Raw genomic sequence first — 20,305 nt, forward strand, 5'->3', positions numbered from 1 at the left:
ATAGAAAATATCGTGCCAAAGCGTTTAAAAGCGTTGACCAATTATAAAATGCGTTTCCCATCCATTAGGCTCGATTCCACCAGGAATAGGGTCGAAACCGTATCCGAAATCGATTCCCAAAAGTCCAAACGCAGGCATAAATATACGGATTCCTGCGCCAGCAGAACGATTAATAACGAAGGGATTATAATCTCTAAAACTATCCCAAGCCGCTCCTCCTTCTATAAACGTCAGCGCGTATATTGTTGCCAGTTGTTTCAAACTGATAGGGTAACGCAATTCTAACGTAAATTTGTTGAAAATCGTATTTCCATCAATGGTGGATAAAGATTGGTTTGGATATCCACGCAGCTGAACCACTTCACGTCCGTCCAAACTGAAAGCTCCTAGACCATCACCCCCGACAAAGAAACGCTCAAAAGGAGGGATTCCACGGTCGTTATTGTAGGCGCCTAAGAAACCGAATTCGGCATGCGTTCTCAGTACAAGTTTGTCAACTACTCGAGTATACCAAGTTGCGTTGAATTTGATCTTATAGAATTCCAACCACTTGAATCGCTCTTGGTCAATTCTCGCTTGATCAGGGTTTCCGTTAGCGTCTTGGAATTCTGGATCGTTCTGCAAGTTTCCAAAGTCTGTACTGCTAAATAATGACCAAGGCGGCGTCAATTTAGCCGTAAGGGCAAATTGAGAACCTCCTAAAGGATAGATCGGGTTTACCGTAGTATTATCACGACTCAGTCCAATAGTATAGGCCAAGTTGTTTGAGAATCCGTCACCAAAAGTAAAGAGGTTGGTGATGTAGTTCTTCAAGTCAAAGTGTTGGAAACTTACCGCGTGTGAGATCTGGAAGAAGTCATCCGGCCATTTCAAGCGCTTCGCAATACCTAATGATCCACCCGTGATCAAGAATTTTCTAGATCTATCTGCATCTCTACTTCTAAAGTCGAAGAAGAACTGCACCGTATGTGAGAACGAGGCTGAGAATTGGATCGGTTTACGTCCGCCCAACCAAGGCTCAATAAATGATAAGCTATAGGTTTGGAAGAACGTACTGGCTTGCGCACGTAAGGAAAGTGTTTGTCCGTCTCCCATCGGAAGCGGTTTGTACGCTTTTCCATTAAAGATGTTTCTGATCGAGAAGTTGTTGAATGACAATCCAACGGTTCCTACGAATCCACCTCCACCGTAACCACCTTGAAGTTCGATCTGGCTAGAACCTTTCTCAACCACGGAGTATTCCATGTCTAAGGTTCCTGAGTTTGGATCAACATTCTTAAAGTTTGGTGCAATCTGTTCCGGATCAAAGTATCCTACTTGTCCTAATTCACGAACGGTACGTACCACGTTTGCCTTAGAGTAGATCTCTCCAGGGCGGGTTCTGAGTTCGCGATACACCACGTGGTCGTTAGTACGGGTATTACCCACAACGGTCACGTGATCAAAATATGCCGGTTTCCCTTCAATGATTCGGATCTCGAAGTCTATGGTGTCGTTTCTTACGTTTACCTCTACTGGGTTAATTCTAGAAAAGAGGTAACCGTTATTCTGGTATTGGTTGGTGAGGTCTAAAGCCTCTGGATCTCCTACATCAGCAATGCGCTCTTCCAGCAACACTCCGTTGTAAGTGTCTCCTTTTTGGATTCCTAGAACACGACTTAAAAGTTCGTCGCTAAATACACTGTTTCCGATGAAATCAATATCTCCAAAGTAGTATTGATTTCCTTCTTCTACAGTAAGCTCTAGGGCAACAGTATTGTCATCTTTACGGATCAAGGTATCACTAACGATACGTGCATCGCGATAACCGTTTTCCTTGTACTTGTCCAAAATAGATTCTTTATCAGCCTCGTAATCGTCTTCGATATACTTCGAGCGTTTCCAAAAACGAAGCGGGAATCTCTTTTTGGTATTCTTCATGGCCTTTTGAAGTTTGGCATCCGTCAAAGCTTCATTGCCGTTAAAGGTGATCTCGTCTACCTTAACTCTTTCACCTTTATCAATAGCGATGGCCAGGTCTTGTTTTGTTTCCAAACCAGTAATGGAATCCATTACATTGGTAGTACTCATAATTACCTGAGCATTCAAGAATCCTTGCTCGCGGTATCTATTCAAGATGTAATTCTTGGTAGTGGTTAGTAGGTTTTGAGTAACCTTTTGTCCCTTTTTGAGTTCGTTGTCATTAATGATATCACGAGCCTTTCTATCGCGAATTCCCGTAATAGAAACATTGTTCAGTGTTGGCAGTTCTTGGATGTTGATCTCCAGGTCGACCACATCGCCTTCCATGCGGGTAACATAAATACTGATGTCTGAGAACAGGTTCTGATCCCAAAGGTTGGTAATAATATCGCTCAAACGTTGACCAGGAACGTAGATGCGTTCTCCAGTTTTGAGGCCGGTAAAGGTAAGTACCGTTTGTGCGTTGTAACTTTTGAGTCCCGTGATCTCAATATTGCCGATCTCGTATTTGCGGTTTGCGTCAAGGTCACGTTTCTGACCGTAGCTCGAAAAGCTCAGCAAAAAGAATAAAAGGAGAAGGGGTAATGTTCTTTTATAGGAATTCAAAAATATAGTGTTAGTTAAGTTGTTCACTGGTCTTTCCAAATCTGCGTTCTCTGTTTTGATAATTCAGGATAGCCTCGAGTAGATGTTCCTTTCTAAAATCGGGCCAAAGTACCTCTGTAAAATATAGTTCCGCATAAGCGATCTGCCATAGTAAGAAGTTGCTTATACGCTGCTCTCCACTGGTGCGAATCAACAGATCCACGTCCGGTAAATTAAGCGTGTAAAGATGCTTATTTATAACGTCTTCATCAATCTCTTCAATCGAAATTATATTATTTTTAACTTTGGAACTTATTTCTTTAATAGTTTTTGTGATTTCCTCTCGGGAGCCATAGCTCAATGCCAAAGTCAAGGTCATTCGCTCGTTGTCTTTGGTAGCCTCAATCACTTCATTTAATTCCGCTCTCGCCTTGCTGGGCAAGTCATTCAGCGCTCCAATAGCGCCTAAGCGAATGTTGTTTTTCTGGAGGGTTTCTACTTCCTTTTTCAAACTGGATACCAAGAGTTTCATCAGGGTTTGAACCTCTAATTTGGGTCTATTCCAGTTTTCAGTAGAAAAGGCGTAAAGTGTTAAAAAAGGTATTCCTAATTCGGCTGCACCTTCCACAATTTCTTTAACCGCTTTGGTACCACTTTCGTGTCCTTTGGTTCTGAAAAGACCGTGCTTTTTTGCCCAGCGTCCGTTGCCGTCCATAATAACGGCCAGGTGCTTCGGAAGCTTTGCTTTGTCAATACGATCTAGTTTGCTCATCCTTAGAAATTACAATAACACGGTTGTCGACCAAAGGTAAAACTCAGGGTTAGCCCTGTAAATACATACCAATCGTCGCTGTTTAAATTGCCGAATTTTAAGCTTTGGTCTTCGGCAAGATCCTTTACAGGATTACTTCCGTCCAAGGCGTCTGTTAAGGTATATCTGGCCCCAATTTCCAATCCGAGAATCATTTTGGTTCCCAGTGTGGCTTTGTAACCCACTACCATTGGGATCGCGAAATCCCAGGCGCTGTCAAATTTACGAATCACATCGGTATTAGGGTCCCTAAAAAGGTTATTATATCGAAAATACGTCAAACCGGTGTATAAATACGGTGTACGCTGCGGTCTGCCAGAATACATACTGAATTCCACGAAGTTAAATTCCAGACCAAGAGAAGCTTCGGTTATGGAATTCGTGAAGGTTAGACCGCGTTGGGCACGTCTGGTTTCGCTAGATTTGTTATCGTCTCCTTTGAGGTTGGATTGGATCAAAGTAAAGCGGAATGCGTGTCTTGGTCCGCGATTCCATTTCAAGATCCCACCAAAGTGCAGGGTATTGGGCGAGATGTAATTGGTGCGTCCTACATCACCAATAAAATTGGTTCCACCTAGAACGGCTCCAATCTCGTAGGTTTGTCCGAAGCTCAAAAAGCTTCCTAATCCCATAAAAAACAGCAAAAATAAGGCCCTCATATCCCTGAAAAAACGTGCAAATATAACAATAAACTTGAGGTATCCACAGCCTTCGCTGTATCCTCCGAGAAGTAAAACAGTAAAACGCCTGTTTTATTGTTTAAAATTGCGCTTGTCTTCGCCCCAAAGTAGCTTCTGGCGAATGGTTTTGATAAAGCTGTCGTGATTCAGCTGAACCAAGGAAATTGTAAAGGGTGCTCGGGTGATCTCAACCTCGGTATCGTTACTTAAGGTTACGATACGAGAATCCAAGGAAAGCAAATAAGAATCTTCCCTGCCGTAGACCTGGAGTCCGATAGTAGTATCGTCTGGAATTACAAAAGGTCTTGCATTCAAATTGTGCGGTGCGATTGGGGTGATCACAAAGGAATTGGATTGCGGATCAATTACCGGTCCTCCACAGCTCAAAGAATACCCCGTGGAACCGGTAGGCGTGGCTACAATAAGTCCGTCTGACCAATAACTGGTAAGGTACTCACCATTGAGCTCTGTCGCTACGCGGATCATGCTGGTAGTGTTCTTTCTATTTACGGCTACTTCATTGAGGGCAAAATTTAAAACGCCATCCATGGCATCAGCCGGAGTTGTTTTAACCTGTAAAAGACTGCGTTCAGAAATGCTGTATTGGCCTTCGAGTATTTGATCAATATGTTCTTTAAGGTCGTCTTTTTGAATTGTAGCTAAAAATCCGAGACGGCCGGTATTGATCCCAACGATTGGGATGTTGAGATCTTTGACATAAGTAATGGAACGTAAAATGGTTCCGTCTCCACCAATACTAAAGAACAGATCGTAAGAGTCGTCTAATTGCGTGAAGGTTTCAAAAGCTTCGTAGTCTTTCTCAATGTTTTCATTGGCGCGGATGAGTTCCAAAAAGTTGGCTTCTATGAATACATCAGCTTGGGCTTTGTCAAGCGCGTTGAGCACTGAGGCGATATAACCGCCTGAGTTCTTGTGATAAAACTGTCCGTAGATCGCGATCTTCATGCCCGAGGCTTAATTACATATTGAGGTATTTGTCCAAATACTTAGAACGCGCTTTTAGGCTATCCAGATAGGTGTCCTCCGCATGTTGAGAGACAATATTGTAGCCGTAACGTCTAAAGGTCTGTACAATGGTATTGATGCCGGTAGGTGCTATCTTTACGGTAGCTTGGATTAGATCGTTCTCCATATGGGAAACGAAAACTCCTAATAATCGCGCATCGTTAGATTCCACAATTTGACAGATCTCACTAAAGGAATAATCATTGACTCCCTTTTCAATAATGATGATCCCTCCAGCTTCATGTAAAAAGGGGGTTTCGCTAAAGAGATTCATGATATCACCCAACTCAAAATAGCCGAGATACTCCTGTTCTTCATTAAGGACAGGCATGATATTGCTGGAATGTTGCGCAAAAGCCTCCAACACATCCAGCCAATTGGTATTCTCGCGCACAAAGAATCCCTCTAAGGCATATTGCACCTCTAAGAGTGTCTTGTCGCTTTCAAAGCAATGCGCATCAGTCTCTGAAATACACCCTAAATAAGTGCCTTCATTATAAACCGGTAGATGGGAATAGGTGAGGTTGTTGAAGGTGTTTTGTACTTCACTCACCATAGTTTTCAAGCTGAACGGTCTAACGTCGTTAATAATGTATTCCGCAGTATTCAATACCAATAATTTTTATGCAAATTAATCAATTTTAAGCAGCATGAGCCTTTATCATCTTCGTATTTTTGTATTCAAATACTAAGCCATGACGCGATTAAGCGTAAATATTAACAAAATTGCCACCCTGCGTAATGCACGAGGTGGTAATGTGCCGAACTTGCTTCAAGTTGCTTCAGACATTCAAGATTTTGGAGCCCATGGGATTACCATTCACCCGAGACCAGACGAACGTCATATTCGTTACCAAGACGCTCGCGACCTAAAAGCTGTTGTTCATACGGAATTCAATATTGAAGGGAATCCGGTGGGTAGCTTTGTAGATTTGGTCAATGAAGTGATGCCTGAGCAGGTCACTTTGGTGCCCGACTCCATTGACGTTTTAACCTCAAATGCAGGTTGGGATACGGTAAAGCACAAAGATTTTCTAACGGAGATCATTGCAGAGTTCAAATCCAAAGGCATGCGTACTTCCATTTTTGTGGATCCTGTTGCGGCCATGATTGAAGGAGCTGCCGAGGTTGGGACCGACAGAATTGAGTTATATACAGAAGCTTTTGCCAGTGGTTATGCTGCAGGTGATCAACAGGCTGTGAAACCTTATGCCGGCTGCGCCCAATTGGCTCATGAACTAGGTTTGGGAATTAATGCCGGACATGATCTGTCCCTAGATAATATTGCCTTCTTTGCGCAAGAGGTTCCGCATTTGGCAGAAGTATCCATTGGTCACGCCTTAATCTCAGAATCCTTGTACTTAGGCTTAGAAAATGTGGTGAATATGTACATCCATAAATTACAATCATGAGTTTATTGCACTCCAGAATTGTCGGAGAGGGACAGCCTTTGATCATTCTTCACGGCTTTTTAGGCATGGGGGACAATTGGAAGACCTTGGCCAATAAATTTGCAGAAGATGGATTTCAGGTGCATTTGGTGGATCAAAGAAATCACGGGCGCAGCTTTCATGATCCTGGATTTTCTTATGCTTTAATGGCTCGAGATCTGCTCGCATATATGGACCACCATGGAATGGAGTCTGCCAGTTTCATTGGGCATTCTATGGGTGGTAAAACGCTTATGGAATTCGCTACCCAGAATCCGCAGCGCGTGTCTAAAATGATCGTTGCGGATATCGCTCCAAAAGCCTATCCGCAGCATCATCAAGCTATATTAAATGGACTGACCGTTCTTTGGGAAGCCTCATTAACAGGGCGTTCTCAAGCCGATGAATTGCTGAGTCAATATGTTGCAGAGCCTGGAGTGAGACAGTTTTTGTTGAAGAATCTCTACTGGGTTGATAAAGGAGTTTTGGGACTCAGGATGAACCTTCCCGCATTAAAGCAACATATTGAAGAAGTGGGCAAACCTTTGGCAGATCAGGCACGTTTTAATGGGCCGAGTTTGTTTCTCAGAGGTGCAAAATCAGACTACATACTTCCTGTGGATGAAATCATGATAAAAAGACATTTTCCTGCGGCAATCATCGATGAGGTCTCAGCTGCTGGACATTGGCTACATGCCGAAAATCCTAGGGAATTTTACCAAAATGTTATAGATTTTTTATAACATTGCACAACATTTATTATGTATGCATAATAAATAGGTAGTGCTTAAAAAGAACTACCTTTGTAATTGAACTAATACTACAATCTAATTTTTTAATCCCTTTTTATGAAAAAATTACTCATTTTCGCTGTTTTTGCGTTGACTGCGGCGGTGACTTATGCAGGTGGATACCGTGTGAGTCTTCAGGGGCAGAAATCTCTGGCTATGGGACACACGGGTGTGGCAGTCGTAAACAGTGCCGAATTGGTGTTTTTTAACCCTGCCGGTATGGTCTACCTGGAAAACAAACTGAACATCTCTGCTGGTGTTTCTGGTGTTTTTGCTGATGTAAAATTTCAGAATGCAGAATTCGGATATTCCACAGAGACTGATAGCCCTGTTGGAACTCCATTTTATCTGTATGCTTCTTACAAAGCTAACGACTGGTTAGCCTTTGGTCTTGGTGTTTACACGCCTTATGGTAGTTCTGTTGAATACCCGAATGACTGGGAAGGATCTCACTTGGTAAATAATATTGAGTTGGCTGCGATCTTTGTACAACCAACGGTTTCTGTAAAGATCTTTGACGAGTTGAGTATCGGTGGTGGACCTATTTATGTGACTGGTTCTGTAAACTTCAACAGAAACTTGAACCGAACTTTATCTGACTTAGACGGCAACCGAACAAACGTTACTATTGATGCTTCTGGTGTTAATGCTTGGGGTTATACTATTGGTGCGATGTTCAAACCAACCGATAAGATCAATATTGGATTCAATTACCGTTCAGAAATTATTCTAGACGCTGAAGGCGGAGAGGCTGACTTTGAGAATGTACCAAACTCACCTTTGACTCCTTTTGCTGATACTACTTTTGACGCATCCTTGCCACTTCCGGCAGAATTGACCGTTGGATTCTCTTACCAATTCCACAGCAAGTGGTTGTTTGCTTTTGACTTCAACCGTGCGTTTTGGGATGTGTACAATTCATTAGACATCGACTTTGCAGATCCTAACATTCCGGATTCATTCAACCGTAGAAACTATAAGAATGCTTCTATTTACCGTTTTGGTTTGCAGTATGAAGCAACTTCTAAGTTTACTTTACGTGCAGGTTACTACTTTGATGAGTCTCCGGTACAGGACGGATTCTTCGCTCCGGAAACTCCGCGTAACGATTCTAACGGATACACTGCTGGTTTGACTTTCAACTTGAGCGATCGTTTCCAGATCGATGCTTCTTTCCTTTACTTGAGATTTAAAGAAGTTGACGCTTCTTACGATTTCTATTTTGAGGATGGCGTTGCTGTACCATTTGGAGGGACTTACAAGTCGAACTCTTTCATTCCAGGTCTTGGAATCTCTTATAGAATGTAATCACAACTTAATCTGATAAGCCATATGAAAACATATATTAAATATTTATTTGTCGCTTCTGCAGCTTTCTTAGCAAGTTGTGAAGTTGAATTTGAAGAACCGATCACTGACGAAGGCTTTTACACCACTGGTGAGGCCAATATGTCAAGTTTTGTGGCCGTGGGTAACTCCCTTACTGCTGGTTTTGCAGACGGTGCACTTTATATCACAGGACAAGAGAACTCTTATCCAAATATCCTAGCCAACCAATTCGCTTTAGCTGGAGGTGGAGATTTCACTCAGCCTTTGATGAACGATAATTTGGGTGGATTGCTTTTAAGCGGAAACCAGATTTCTCAAAACCGTTTTGTATTAGCTGCGGATGCTGAAGGTAACTTAGGACCAGCTGTTCTAGGTGGTATGCCAACTACGGACGTTGCTAACGGATTAGCTAGCCCATTCAATAATATGGGAATTCCAGGTGCTAAGAGTTTTCACTTGGTAGCACCAGGATACGGAGATGTAAACGGAGTTCTTACGGGAACTGCTAACCCTTACTATGCTCGTATCGCAACTAACGCTTCTGCAACTGTTGTTGGAGATGCTGCTTCTTTGAACCCATCTTTCTTTAGCTTGTGGATCGGAAACAACGATATCTTGAGCTACGCGACTAGCGGTGGTTCTGGTGTAGATCAACTTGGAAACTTGGATCCAACAACTTATGGTCCAAACGATATCACTGACCCTAATGTTTTTGCTTCTGTATTTAGTCAAGAAGTAGAGGCTTTAGCTGCTGGTGGATCAGGAGGGGTTGTGTTGAACATTCCTGATGTAACTTCTATTCCATTCTTTACTACAGTGCCTGTAAACTCTGTTCCATTGGACGAGGCTACTGCTGCTGCATTGAATGCGAACTTTGCGCTTTACAACGACCTTATCTTGCCTGGATTGGTAAGCTTTGGAGTGATCAGTGCTGAAGAAGCTGCAATGCGTACCGTTTCTTTTGAAGCTGGATTGGGCAATGCGCCAATCATTGTAGATACAGACCTTACTGATGTAACTACGATCCTTCAAGGACCTCCTGCTAACCTTGATCCAGAAACTGCTGCATTGCTTGGGCAATTGCGTCAGGCTAATGAGAATGACTTGATCGTTCTTACTGCGGCTAGTGTTTTAGGAGCTCAAGTTGGAGATGACCCAACAGCGATCAACGGGGTATCTGTACCTCTAGCAAACCAATTTGTATTGACTGCTACAGAGCAAGCACGTGTTGCTGCTGCTGGAGCTGCTTACAACGCTGCTATTGAAGGTATTGCTGCTGCTAATGATATTGCCTTTGTAGATGCTAGAAGTGCTTTGGCACAAGTGGCTAACGGAGGAGTGATGAGCAACGGAGTAATGTTGACCAATGAGTTTGTAACTGGTGGAGCGTTTTCTTTGGATGGGGTTCACCCAACACCAAGAGGATATGCCTACACGGCAAACTTGATCATTGATGCGATCAACGCCAAATACGGAGCTACAATTCCAAAGGTAGATATCGGAACTTTCGGAACTATTACCTTGAGTAACGATTAAGACCATCTAAATATCACATGATAAAAAGCGTTATCTTCGGGTAACGCTTTTTTTTATGAAATGAGCACAAACAAATTTTCAAATTGATGAACACGCTGATTAAAATCGCATTAACCGCTGGGGCGGTTCTTATACTGGCTAATGTTTTGCCCGGAGTATCTGTTTCCGGTTATTGGGGTGCGATCATTGTCGCGATTGTTCTATCGATCTTGCGCCTTTTTGTAAAACCTTTATTGATCTTGTTTACTTTGCCGCTGACGATACTTACGTTGGGCTTATTTCTCTTTGTGATCAACGCCATAATTGTGTTGCTGGCCAGCGAGATGCTCGATGGATTTAGGGTAGATGGATTTTGGTGGGCGGTACTGTTCAGTATATTGCTTTCCTTCTTGCAAGCCTTTGTCAATTCCTTGGTCAAAGAAGAAAAACCAAAGGCCTGATAATCAAGTCTTGCTTCCCTTGCTGATGGCTTAAAAAAGTCGTAGTTTTGCACTCCGATTTTCAGAGAAAAATACATTATGAACATCAGCAGAACCGATATTGATGATTTGAACGCCGTAGTAACTGTGGCGATCGAGAAAAAGGACTACGCAGACAAGGTAGAAACCATTTTAAACAACTACAGAAAGAACGCTAATATTCCTGGCTTTAGAAAAGGACATGTGCCTATGGGCATGGTGAAGCGTCAGTATGGAAAGGCCGTTTTGGTCGATGAGGTAAACAAATTGCTTCAGGATTCCTTGCACAAATACCTTACTGAAGAAAAGTTGGAGGTACTTGGAAATCCACTGCCAAAAAATGAGACCGACATCAATTGGGACGGAGACGATTTCAACTTTGAATTTGAATTGGGTCTTGCTCCTAAGTTTGATGTAAATATGGCTCCAAAGAAAGCCGTTACTCAATACAAGATCGTTGCCGATGATGAAATGATCGACAACCAAGTAACAAGCATTCGCAAGCAGTACGGAAAATTGATCAGCCAAGCTGAGGTTGTTGCAGATGCAGAGATCACCGGTACTTTCAAAAATGAAGAAGCTGGAATCGACAATAAAACTACGCTATCTCTAGATCGCGTTGACGGAAAACGTCAGCAGAAAGCATTATTAGGAGCAAAAGCAGGAGAGACAATTACTCTTAAAACCAAGTCTATGTTCAAAGACGATTTCCAAAACCAACAAGTTTTTGGAGTGTCTTCTGACGATGCAAAAGGACTTGACGTTGAAGTGGAGTTCGCTATTGACGAGATCAACACCCGTGAGCTAGCTGAGATGAATCAGGAGCTGTTTGATAAACTCTTCGGAAAGGACGTAGTGAAGTCAGAAGAGGAGCTGCGCGGAAAGATCAAAGAAGATGCTGAGCGTCAGTTTGCCCAACAAGCAGATCAAAAATTATTGAACGATGTAGTTGATTCATTGATCGACAACACCAAATTCGATCTGCCTGATGGATTCCTAAAACGTTGGTTACGCGTTGCAGGAGAGCAAGAGCTTTCTGAGGACGAAGCCAATGCAGAATACGAGCGTACTGAAAAAGGTTTGCGTTACCAATTGATTGAAGGCAAACTGCGTGCAGAGCACAATTTGCAAGTGACTTTTGACGAGTTGAAAGACTACGCTCAAAACATGATCAAAGCGCAGATGGCTCAGTTTGGACAAATGGATCCGTCTCAAGAAGAATTGGATGGCATTACGGCTCGTATCATGAGCAACCAAGAAGAAGTTCAGCGTTTGCAGGAGCAGCTAAACGGCCAGAAAATGCTTGATTTCTTTAAGGAAAATGCAAAATTAAAGACTAAGGAGGTAACCTACGACGCCTTCGTAAAAGAGGCCTACAGTTAAACCGGCTTATTTTAATTATCTTTAGGCGTCGAATCCGAGAGGATTCACGCCTTTTTTTGTCAATCAAAACTAAAATGTATAATTGATTTCCTTTTAGACAGTTTAGTTTAAAAATCAAACCCATTTACATGGATTACGGAAAAGAATTTAAAAACTTTGCTATAAAGGATCAAGGGATCAGCTCTACGTATTACGATAAGATCGTGAGCAGCATGTATCCGGTTGGTCTAACTCCAAACATTATTGAAGAGCGTCAAATGAACATTGCGATCTTTGATGTATTCTCACGATTGATGATGGACCGCATCATCTTTTTGGGAACAGGTATCAACGATCAGGTGGCCAATATCATTCAAGCACAATTGTTGTTCTTGGAAAGTACAGACAGCTCTAAAGACATTCAGATCTACATCAACTCCCCAGGAGGAAGTGTATACGCCGGATTGGGTATTTACGATACCATGCAGTTCATCAAGCCAGATGTGGCTACGATCTGTACCGGAATGGCAGCTTCTATGGGAGCCGTATTGCTTTGTGCCGGAGCTCAAGGCAAGCGCAGTGGATTGACCCACTCTCGTGTTATGATTCACCAGCCGCTAGGTGGTGCGCAAGGACAGGCTAGTGACATTGAGATCACTGCCCGTGAGATCTTGATCTTGAAAGAAGAATTGTATCAAATCATCGCCAAGCATTCTGGCCAGACTTATGAGAAGATCTACCAAGACTCCGACCGTGATTACTGGATGAAGGCAGACAAAGCCAAGGAATACGGAATGATTGATGAAATACTAACCCGCGGATAATTGCCGTTATACGCTTTACCTGAATACCCAGAAAGATGGCTAAAGAAGAATTAGAATGTTCGTTTTGTGGGCGTAAAAAGCCAGAGACCAACTTGCTTATTGCAGGGCTGGATGCGCACATTTGCGACCGCTGTATAGAACAGGCTCATGGAATTGTGGTAGAAGAAGCTACCCACAGCAGCAATGCTGAACTTTCTAAGGAGCTCATGCTGAAGAAACCCAAAGCCATCAAAGAATTTTTGGACGAATACATCATTGGGCAAGAACACACCAAAAAGGTGATGTCTGTGGCTGTTTACAATCACTACAAAAGATTGTTGCAACCACCAACGGATGATGATATCGAGATTCAGAAAAGTAACATTGTCATTGTTGGGCAAACCGGAACGGGTAAAACTTTAATGGCCAAAACGGTGGCACGTATGTTAAACGTGCCTTTGGCCATTGTAGATGCAACAGTGTTGACTGAGGCAGGATATGTTGGAGAAGACGTAGAAAGTATTTTGACGCGTTTACTTCAAGCTGCAGATTACAATGTGGAGAAGGCGCAGAACGGAATCGTTTTTATTGATGAGATCGATAAGATTGCTCGTAAAAGCGACAATCCTTCCATTACCAGAGACGTTTCTGGAGAAGGGGTGCAACAAGCCTTATTGAAGCTGCTTGAAGGGACTACCGTGAATGTACCGCCAAAAGGTGGGCGTAAGCACCCGGATCAGAAGTTCATTGAAGTCAATACGGAGAATATTCTATTTATTGCCGGTGGAGCTTTTGATGGTATTGAACGCGCCATCACCAAGCGTTTGAACATGCAAGCGGTTGGATTTAGCGCTTCTAAATCAGACGACGCCTTTGAGCGTGACAACTTGCTTAAATACATTATTCCTAAGGATCTTAAAGACTTCGGATTGATTCCAGAGATCATCGGACGTCTGCCTGTTTTGACACATATGGATCCATTAGATAAAGGAACCCTAAGAGCTATTCTTACCGAGCCAAAGAACGCGATTGTAAAGCAATACAAGAAACTCTTTGAGATGGACGAGATTGACTTTGTGATCACAGAAGAAGCTTTGGATTATGTGGTTGATAAGGCCATTGAATACAAGCTTGGAGCTCGTGGATTGCGTTCGCTTTGTGAAGCGGTATTGACAGACGCTATGTTTGAGATGCCTGGTACGGATGACCGTCAATTGCATGTGACTAAAGAGTACGCAGAGAAAAAGCTCAACAAGTCAACCATTAAAAAGCTCAAGGCCGTTTCTTAAGCATTCAGCTTAAGTAATTCCTCTAAATAATCGCGAGTATTTGCCAGGCGAGGCACCTTGTGCTGTCCGCCCAATTTGTCTTTTGCTTTCAGCCAATCGTAGAAGACTTTTTCGCGTCCAAAGTGAACCGTAGGAAGGTTTAGCGTGGTATTGTTGTATCGCTTGGCTTCGTAATCAGAATTTACTTCTTGTAGGTATTGATCGAGTAAACTGGTAAACTGCTTTTGGTCTGTAGGTGGTTTTTTGAATTCGATGAGCCACTCATGAGCCCCTTTTTCACGTCCCTCCATAAAAATAGGGGCAGCGGTATAATCCACAATTTCGCAATTGGTTTTGGCAGCCACCTTTTTGAGGGCGCTTTCTGCGTTTTCAATGATCAATTCCTCTCCAAAGACATTGATGTGATGTTTGGTGCGTCCACTCACGCGAATATGATAGGGTCTTACGGAAGTGAATCGAACGGTATCTCCAATCTTGTAACGCCACAATCCGCCGTTAGTGGTAATTACAATAGCGTAATTCTTTCCAACTTCTACTTGATCTAATGGAATCACGCGCTGCTCTGGAGTACCGTAGCAGTCCATCGGAATGAACTCGTAAAAGATTCCGTAGTCTAACATCAGTAAGAGGTCTTTGCTGTCGTTCTTATCTTGAATGGCAAAGAATCCTTCAGAAGCATTGTAGATCTCGTAGTACTTAAAATCTGACTTGGGCAAGATGTGTTTGTACTGATCCATATAGGGCTCAAAACTCACGCCCCCGTGAAAGTAGACTTCCAAATTCGGCCAAATGTCAAAAAGGTTATTCTCTCCAGTGGAAGTCAGTACCTCATTGAGTAAAACTAACATCCAAGAAGGTACACCAGCCAAACTGGTCACGTTTTCCTGTATGGTTTCATTGACAATGGCCTGCATTTTGGTTTCCCAATCGGCCATAAGTGAAACTTCGCTGCTCGGCGTAGAACTGAATTCTGCCCAAAAAGGCATATTGTCAATCAAGATTGCAGACAGATCTCCAAAGGCAGTGCCATTGCTTTTGTATAGTTCCTTGCTCCCGCCTAAACGTAAACTTTTGCCCACAAATAGTTGAGAGTCGGGATTATTGTTCAAATACATACAAAGCAGATCCTTACTGGCTGCGTAATGGCAATTTTCTAAGGATTCACCACTTACGGGTATGAACTTGCTTTTGCTAGAAGTGGTTCCGCTAGACTTTGCAAACCACTTGATAGGGCTGGGCCAAAAAATATTGGATTCCCCTTGTCGTGAACGTTCTATGAGGTCTTTGTAGTCTTCATAACTACTAATGGGTACGCGAGCCGCAAAGGTTTCATAATCCTTGATATCTTCAAAGCCATAGCGCTTGCCAAGCTCCGTATTCTTGGCTTTTACCAAGAGATTGCTCAGCAGTTCACGTTGCACTTCATCGGGGTATTTTAAAAAGAGTTCAATCTGATGGAACCGCTTTTTTAAAAACCAGGAGGCAATAGAATTTACAATCGGTATTGGCATTTATTTGCGCTATCTTTAGGCAATAAAAATAGGAATTTTAAGCATATGACCTATACTGGAGTACTCACAAAAATGAAGACGCAAAACGGCCAGCCCGTGCAGTATTTCTTGAACTTTGAGACCGATTTCATCAACGTCAATCAACTTTTGGGAAAGCGCATTAGTTTGCAGTTTCTCAAGTATGAATGTCTCAACTGCGGATTAGACAAAAAAATCTTCCGTCAGGGGTATTGCTATGACTGTTTTTATGACGTGCCTCAAGCTGCAGATTGGATCATTAAACCTGAACTCAGCAAAGCGCATTTGGGCCAAGAGGACCGTGACTTGGAGTATGAAAAGAAAATGCAGCTACAGCAGCATATTGTGTACTTGGCCAATTCCAGTTCTGTAAAAGTTGGGGTGACTCGTAAAAGTCAAGTGCCAACGCGTTGGATTGACCAAGGTGCGCATGAAGCCATTGCCATTGTTGAGGTTCCCAACAGATATTTGGCTGGGATCACCGAAGTTGCGTTGAAGGATCAAGTAAGTGATAAGACCAACTGGCGGGCCATGCTTAAAAATGATATCAAGGACGAGGATCTTGTCGATTGGCGTGATAAACTCTTGCCTCTAGTGCCGGATGAAGCCAAGGAGTATGTCTTGGAGCAGCAAGCGGAAACACATTTGGAGTTTCCTGTGCAGCAATATCCGGAGAAACCCAAAAGCCTTAATTTAGTCAAAGATGGAGCCTATACAGGAACCCTAGTGGGTATCAAAGGGCAATACTTGATCTTTGAAGACCAAACGGTTTTCAATGTGCGCAGTAATGAAGGGCTTTATGTCGCCTTGGAGTTGGGGGTGACCGCCTAATACTGTCTTTAACAGCTTTTTAATAAGTCCTTGACAGAGATAGCGTTATCTTTATAGGGCTATGAATAAACTAAAACTTTCCGCCATGTCTTTGGTGTGGATCACCACACTACTATTGGTAACCTTAACGATAATGGTTACTATGGATCTTCCTTTTAATTGGATGTTTTATTTGAGTGTGCTCGGACAGGTATTCGTGGTATTGATGGTTTATCGGGTGTTGACCGATGACTATACGACTGATAAGACCTTTGACGATTTCTACGAAGATTACGATACTGAGGCCAAACGCTTTAGATAATCCAAAGACGCAAGGCTTGCACCACGGCTATACCAATTAAGGCGATGCCGATCAAGGTATGCATACAAACTTTTCTGCGCTTTTTGGTTTCTTTTGAGGCTAAGCGTTTGCCCGTGGATCCGTAGATCATCAAGATTCCAACCTTGCCCAGAAAAACTCCGAAGAAAAAGAAAAGTAGAGAACTCAAATCTAGCATTGCGGAAAGCTCCACATAATTGCTATTGACCAAAGCTACTGCTACTAACCAAAACAACAACACAGGTGGGTTGATCGCGGCCAACAGGTAACCTTGAAGCAGCCTTGTGCTAAAACTACCAGATTCGCTAGACTTCTTTTTGCGTTTGGGAAGTTGTTGTTTAAATAAAAACAGGGTCCCAACAATCAAAAAAACTCCAACAAATAAGACTTTGATCCAAGGATTCATCTTTAAGAAATCAGCGACAAACATACTATAGCTCAAGGCAAGGAAAGCCAAGGAGATCTCACCCAAACCAGCGCCATAGGCAATTTGATGACCTTGTCGTTGACGGCCTTTGGCCGCTGCGCTGATCACAGCAATATTGGAAGCTCCAGGAAAGGCGCCGCCTATTCCAGCCAATAGAACTCCAATGATGAGATATAGAACAATCATGCCCATTTAGTGGTACATGATTAGAAGACCTTACACCTAAACCTGAGTTTAACGCAATTCTTCGCTGCCTTTAAGGCCAAATAAATGTCTGAGATAATAGACTCCAGCGTAGAGTAGTGGGGTGTCTAAAAGCGCTACTAAGATCTTAAAAAGGAAACCGCTAATGAGTAAACTGGTAAAGATAGCCCATGGCAGTTTTCCAAAACTACAGAGCAATAAAAGCACCGTGAAGGTATCTACGAACTGAGAAGTGAAGGTAGAGAAGTTGTTTCTCAACCAAAGGTGTTTGCCTTTGGTAATTCGCTTCCACCAGTGAAAGATCTGAATGTCTATATATTGTGCAAGTAGATACGCCATCATCGAAGCAAAAACAGCGACCGCCGTGGCTCCAAAGACTAATGTGAAGATCTCATTGTCCAAGGGACTTGTGGGGATGGCGTTAAAATGATCGGCAGTCCAGACAATCGCCAAGGAGAAAAAAGAAGCAAAGATTCCAGTGGTTACCATTTGATTTGCCTTCTTCTTGCCATAGACCTCGCTTACAATATCTGTAATCAAGAATGTAATGGGGTAGGGCAAAATACCCACGGAGATCTCAAAGGTGTATATCCCTAAAAAATCAATCGATACAAATTTTTGAAAGATCAGGTTAGAAACCACCAAAGAGGTGATGAACAAGGCAGCGAGAATCAGATAGATACGATCGGCTAAAGGGCCGTTTTTTGGTATAGAATCACTCACTTAGCGAAGTTACGATTTTAATAAACACTGTTATTATCTTTTGCGGACTTTGCTTATTTTCGCTCTTACCTAATCACTGACCCTCATCAAAGATAAACGCACCATATACCTCGCACTCGGGAGCAATCAAGGCAACCGATTTGAACAGCTGCAAGCGGCGGTGAATGCCTTGTTTGAGACCCTTGGTGATGTTAGAAAGATTTCTGCAGTGTACAGCAGCCCAGCTATGGGCTTTGAAGGTCCTGAGTTTTTGAATTGTATTGTGAGAATGGAGTCTAATCTGTCTAACTCCAAACTTATCAAAGAGGTGCTGCGTATCGAAAAACACCTAGGAAGAATCCGAGGCGAATCAGCGGGCTACAGTTCACGAACCATAGACATAGATGTCATTGCTATTGACCAGGCAGAGGTAGATTCTAAGAGCCTAACGGTGCCGCATCCCTCCATGCAAGACCGCCTTTTTGTTTTGCAGCCTATGCATGATCTGGCTCCCGATTGGAACCATCCTAAACTGGGAAAAACTGTTGCAGAATTGTTGGAGGCGTGCAGTGATGAATCCAGCCTTTCCAAACAGTCCAAATGGCTACGTAATCCAAAGAAGAACCTCCAATTGGATCAGTTTAAATACTTGGCCATTGAAGGGAATATTGGGGCTGGAAAAACCAGTCTGGCCACTTTGATCTCACATGATTTTAATGCGAAGTTGGTCTTAGAGCGTTTTAAGGACAATCCTTTCTTGCCCAAGTTTTACAAGGACCAAACACGTTATGCCTTTCCGTTGGAAATGTCCTTTTTGGCAGATCGGTATCAGCAGTTGTTGGATGATATTTCTCAATACGATCTTTTTAAGGAATTCATTGTTGCTGATTACGATCTGTACAAGTCATTGATTTTTGCAAAAGTGACTTTACAAGACGAGGAATACGCCTTGTATAAAAAGCTTTTCCATTTGATGTATAAGGAGATTGCACGTCCGGATTTATACATCTATCTCTATCAAACTACGGAAAGCCTTTTGGCTAACATCAAAAAACGCGGCCGCTCTTACGAGTCCGATATTCAACCTGAATATTTGGAACAGCTCAATCAGGGGTATCAGGAGTATATAAAATCCTTCCCAGAAGGAGGAGTAAAGGTCATTGATGTCTCTGGATTGGATTTTGTGGCTAACAGAGCAGACTATTTAAAAGTGCTTCGAGCAATCGTTTCTTAAGACTTAAACGCTAATTTTTGGAACAGATCCCAAAGGATCACTCCAGTGCTCACAGAAATATTTAGCGAGTGTTTGGTACCGATCTGAGGAATTTCTATCACACCTGCACACTGATCGATCACTTTTTGCTGAACGCCTTTCACTTCATTGCCAAATACAACTGCCATCGGAGTTTTTTCTGGAGCAAAGTCGTTTAGCATCGTGGCATTTTCTGTTTGCTCTATGGCGTAACTGTTAATGCCCTCTTGACGCAATTGCTCAATGAGCTCTGCGCAGTTTTCGCGGTATTCCCATTCCACGCTGTCTGTGGCACCTAAGGCAGTTTTTTGAATGTCTTTATGCGGAGGTGTCGCAGTGATTCCACAGAGGTAGATCTTTTCAATCCTAAAGGCGTCTGAAGTTCTAAAAACACTCCCCACATTATTCAGACTGCGGATGTCATCCAAAACCACAATAATTGGAGTTTTGTTTGCCGCTTTGAAGTCCGCTACGTTCAATCGGTCCAGTTCGCTATTGCGCAATTTTCTAAAGTCGCTCATGTGCTTGCAAAGGTAGGAGATTGTTAATAAAAGGGAATAACTCTAATGGGTTGATCTTCTCTAAAAATTCGAGTTTTTCTACTTTAGCTTTTCAACCCGTTTTATGGCCACAAAAGTCACCCCTTTAATGAAGCAATACAATGCCATCAAGGCCAAACACCCTGATGCACTTTTGCTTTTTCGTGTGGGCGATTTTTACGAAACCTTTGGAGAGGACGCTGTGCGCGCAGCTAAGATTTTGAACATCACCTTAACGGCCAGAAATAATGGCGGTGATAAAACGGAATTGGCCGGGTTTCCGCATCACGCTTTAAACACCTATTTGCCAAAATTAGTGACCGCAGGATGCCGCGTGGCTATCTGTGACCAGCTGGAGGACCCTAAACAGACCAAGACCATTGTCAAACGCGGAGTTACCGAGTTGGTGACTCCCGGAGTTGCTATCAATGATGACATTC

The 20,305-nt window shown here is 42.8% G+C and carries 20 protein-coding genes and 1 pseudogene; 12 read left to right on the top strand and 9 right to left on the bottom strand.

All coding sequences use genetic code 11. The features are described 5' to 3' along the window. Nucleotides 1–24 precede the first annotated feature (24 nt). The 5 genes from bamA to ACSLP7_RS04790 all read right to left on the bottom strand — a co-directional run bounded on the left by bamA (nt 25) and on the right by ACSLP7_RS04790 (nt 5,674). Nucleotides 25–2,574, bottom strand: coding sequence for an outer membrane protein assembly factor BamA (gene bamA, locus ACSLP7_RS04770; RefSeq protein ID WP_435578270.1), 2,550 nt, complete (start codon nt 2,572–2,574; stop codon nt 25–27). 4 nt (nt 2,575–2,578) lie between these two features. After that, nucleotides 2,579–3,319, bottom strand: a complete 741-nt coding sequence (locus ACSLP7_RS04775) for an isoprenyl transferase (RefSeq protein WP_435578254.1) — start codon at nt 3,317–3,319, stop codon at nt 2,579–2,581. Nucleotides 3,320–3,321: 2 nt separating this feature from the next. Next, on the bottom strand, nt 3,322–4,017 hold the full coding sequence (locus tag ACSLP7_RS04780) for a DUF6089 family protein (RefSeq protein WP_291182121.1): 696 nt from the start codon (nt 4,015–4,017) through the stop codon (nt 3,322–3,324). A gap of 93 nt (nt 4,018–4,110) precedes the next feature. Then, nucleotides 4,111–5,004, bottom strand: coding sequence for an NAD kinase (locus ACSLP7_RS04785; protein ID WP_435578255.1), 894 nt, complete (start codon nt 5,002–5,004; stop codon nt 4,111–4,113). Nucleotides 5,005–5,017: 13 nt separating this feature from the next. Further along, a complete protein-coding gene (locus ACSLP7_RS04790) occupies nt 5,018–5,674 on the bottom strand; it encodes a CBS domain-containing protein (RefSeq protein WP_435578256.1) in 657 nt (218 codons plus the stop codon). An 85-nt stretch (nt 5,675–5,759) separates the two neighbouring features. On the opposite strand from ACSLP7_RS04790, the gene ACSLP7_RS04795 reads away from it, so the two are divergent. The 8 genes from ACSLP7_RS04795 to clpX all read left to right on the top strand — a co-directional run bounded on the left by ACSLP7_RS04795 (nt 5,760) and on the right by clpX (nt 14,062). Further along, a complete protein-coding gene (locus ACSLP7_RS04795) occupies nt 5,760–6,476 on the top strand; it encodes a pyridoxine 5'-phosphate synthase (RefSeq protein ID WP_435578257.1) in 717 nt (238 codons plus the stop codon). Then, nucleotides 6,473–7,237, top strand: a complete 765-nt coding sequence (locus ACSLP7_RS04800) for an alpha/beta fold hydrolase (protein WP_435578258.1) — start codon at nt 6,473–6,475, stop codon at nt 7,235–7,237. Before ACSLP7_RS04795 ends, ACSLP7_RS04800 begins: the two co-directional genes overlap by 4 nt. Nucleotides 7,238–7,342: 105 nt before the next feature. Beyond that, the gene (locus ACSLP7_RS04805) at nt 7,343–8,593 is read left to right on the top strand and encodes an OmpP1/FadL family transporter (protein WP_435578259.1); all 1,251 of its coding nucleotides are present in this window, start codon (nt 7,343–7,345) and stop codon (nt 8,591–8,593) included. A gap of 24 nt (nt 8,594–8,617) precedes the next feature. Then, the gene (locus tag ACSLP7_RS04810; RefSeq protein WP_435578260.1) at nt 8,618–10,150 is read left to right on the top strand and encodes a G-D-S-L family lipolytic protein; all 1,533 of its coding nucleotides are present in this window, start codon (nt 8,618–8,620) and stop codon (nt 10,148–10,150) included. An 86-nt stretch (nt 10,151–10,236) separates the two neighbouring features. Beyond that, the gene (locus ACSLP7_RS04815; RefSeq protein ID WP_435578261.1) at nt 10,237–10,590 is read left to right on the top strand and encodes a phage holin family protein; all 354 of its coding nucleotides are present in this window, start codon (nt 10,237–10,239) and stop codon (nt 10,588–10,590) included. Between the two features lie 78 nt (nt 10,591–10,668). After that, nucleotides 10,669–11,991: a trigger factor gene (tig, locus tag ACSLP7_RS04820; RefSeq protein ID WP_435578262.1), complete on the top strand. Its 1,323-nt coding sequence runs from the start codon at nt 10,669–10,671 to the stop codon at nt 11,989–11,991. Between the two features lie 128 nt (nt 11,992–12,119). Then, nucleotides 12,120–12,794 (top strand): ATP-dependent Clp endopeptidase proteolytic subunit ClpP, encoded by a 675-nt coding sequence (clpP, locus tag ACSLP7_RS04825; RefSeq protein WP_272832955.1) that lies wholly within the window; start codon nt 12,120–12,122, stop codon nt 12,792–12,794. A 35-nt stretch (nt 12,795–12,829) separates the two neighbouring features. Next, nucleotides 12,830–14,062 (top strand): ATP-dependent Clp protease ATP-binding subunit ClpX, encoded by a 1,233-nt coding sequence (gene clpX, locus ACSLP7_RS04830; RefSeq protein ID WP_435578263.1) that lies wholly within the window; start codon nt 12,830–12,832, stop codon nt 14,060–14,062. Here clpX and ACSLP7_RS04835 read toward each other — a convergent pair. Next, complete coding sequence (locus tag ACSLP7_RS04835; RefSeq protein WP_435578264.1) at nt 14,059–15,573, bottom strand: GH3 auxin-responsive promoter family protein; 1,515 nt, start codon at nt 15,571–15,573, stop codon at nt 14,059–14,061. The two genes, clpX and ACSLP7_RS04835, sit on opposite strands and share 4 nt — an antisense overlap. Nucleotides 15,574–15,618: 45 nt before the next feature. On the opposite strand from ACSLP7_RS04835, the gene ACSLP7_RS04840 reads away from it, so the two are divergent. Beyond that, nucleotides 15,619–16,422, top strand: a complete 804-nt coding sequence (locus ACSLP7_RS04840) for a DUF2797 domain-containing protein (protein WP_435578265.1) — start codon at nt 15,619–15,621, stop codon at nt 16,420–16,422. A 61-nt stretch (nt 16,423–16,483) separates the two neighbouring features. Beyond that, nucleotides 16,484–16,723: a hypothetical protein gene (locus ACSLP7_RS04845; RefSeq protein WP_435578266.1), complete on the top strand. Its 240-nt coding sequence runs from the start codon at nt 16,484–16,486 to the stop codon at nt 16,721–16,723. Here ACSLP7_RS04845 and ACSLP7_RS04850 read toward each other — a convergent pair. Both ACSLP7_RS04850 and ACSLP7_RS04855 read right to left on the bottom strand, forming a co-directional pair. Continuing rightward, nucleotides 16,716–17,354, bottom strand: coding sequence for a LysE family transporter (locus tag ACSLP7_RS04850; protein WP_435578267.1), 639 nt, complete (start codon nt 17,352–17,354; stop codon nt 16,716–16,718). The genes ACSLP7_RS04845 and ACSLP7_RS04850 overlap by 8 nt on opposite strands. Before the next feature lie 48 nt (nt 17,355–17,402). Further along, nucleotides 17,403–18,095: a queuosine precursor transporter gene (locus tag ACSLP7_RS04855; protein ID WP_435578268.1), complete on the bottom strand. Its 693-nt coding sequence runs from the start codon at nt 18,093–18,095 to the stop codon at nt 17,403–17,405. Nucleotides 18,096–18,198: 103 nt separating this feature from the next. Here ACSLP7_RS04855 and folK point away from each other — a divergent pair, with 103 nt between their 5' ends. Beyond that, nucleotides 18,199–19,308 carry a 2-amino-4-hydroxy-6-hydroxymethyldihydropteridine diphosphokinase gene (gene folK, locus ACSLP7_RS04860; protein ID WP_435578271.1) on the top strand — a complete coding sequence of 370 codons (1,110 nt, stop codon included), beginning with the start codon at nt 18,199–18,201 and terminating at the stop codon, nt 19,306–19,308. Here folK and ACSLP7_RS04865 read toward each other — a convergent pair. Beyond that, the gene (locus tag ACSLP7_RS04865) at nt 19,305–19,847 is read right to left on the bottom strand and encodes an RNA methyltransferase (RefSeq protein WP_435578269.1); all 543 of its coding nucleotides are present in this window, start codon (nt 19,845–19,847) and stop codon (nt 19,305–19,307) included. The two genes, folK and ACSLP7_RS04865, sit on opposite strands and share 4 nt — an antisense overlap. 103 nt (nt 19,848–19,950) lie before the next feature. Here ACSLP7_RS04865 and ACSLP7_RS04870 point away from each other — a divergent pair. Further along, a pseudogene (locus tag ACSLP7_RS04870) lies at nt 19,951–20,305 on the top strand (DNA mismatch repair protein MutS); the annotation flags it as partial.

The sequence above is a fragment of the Gilvibacter sp. genome (assembly GCF_965601605.1).
Lineage (GTDB): Bacteria > Bacteroidota > Bacteroidia > Flavobacteriales > Flavobacteriaceae > Gilvibacter.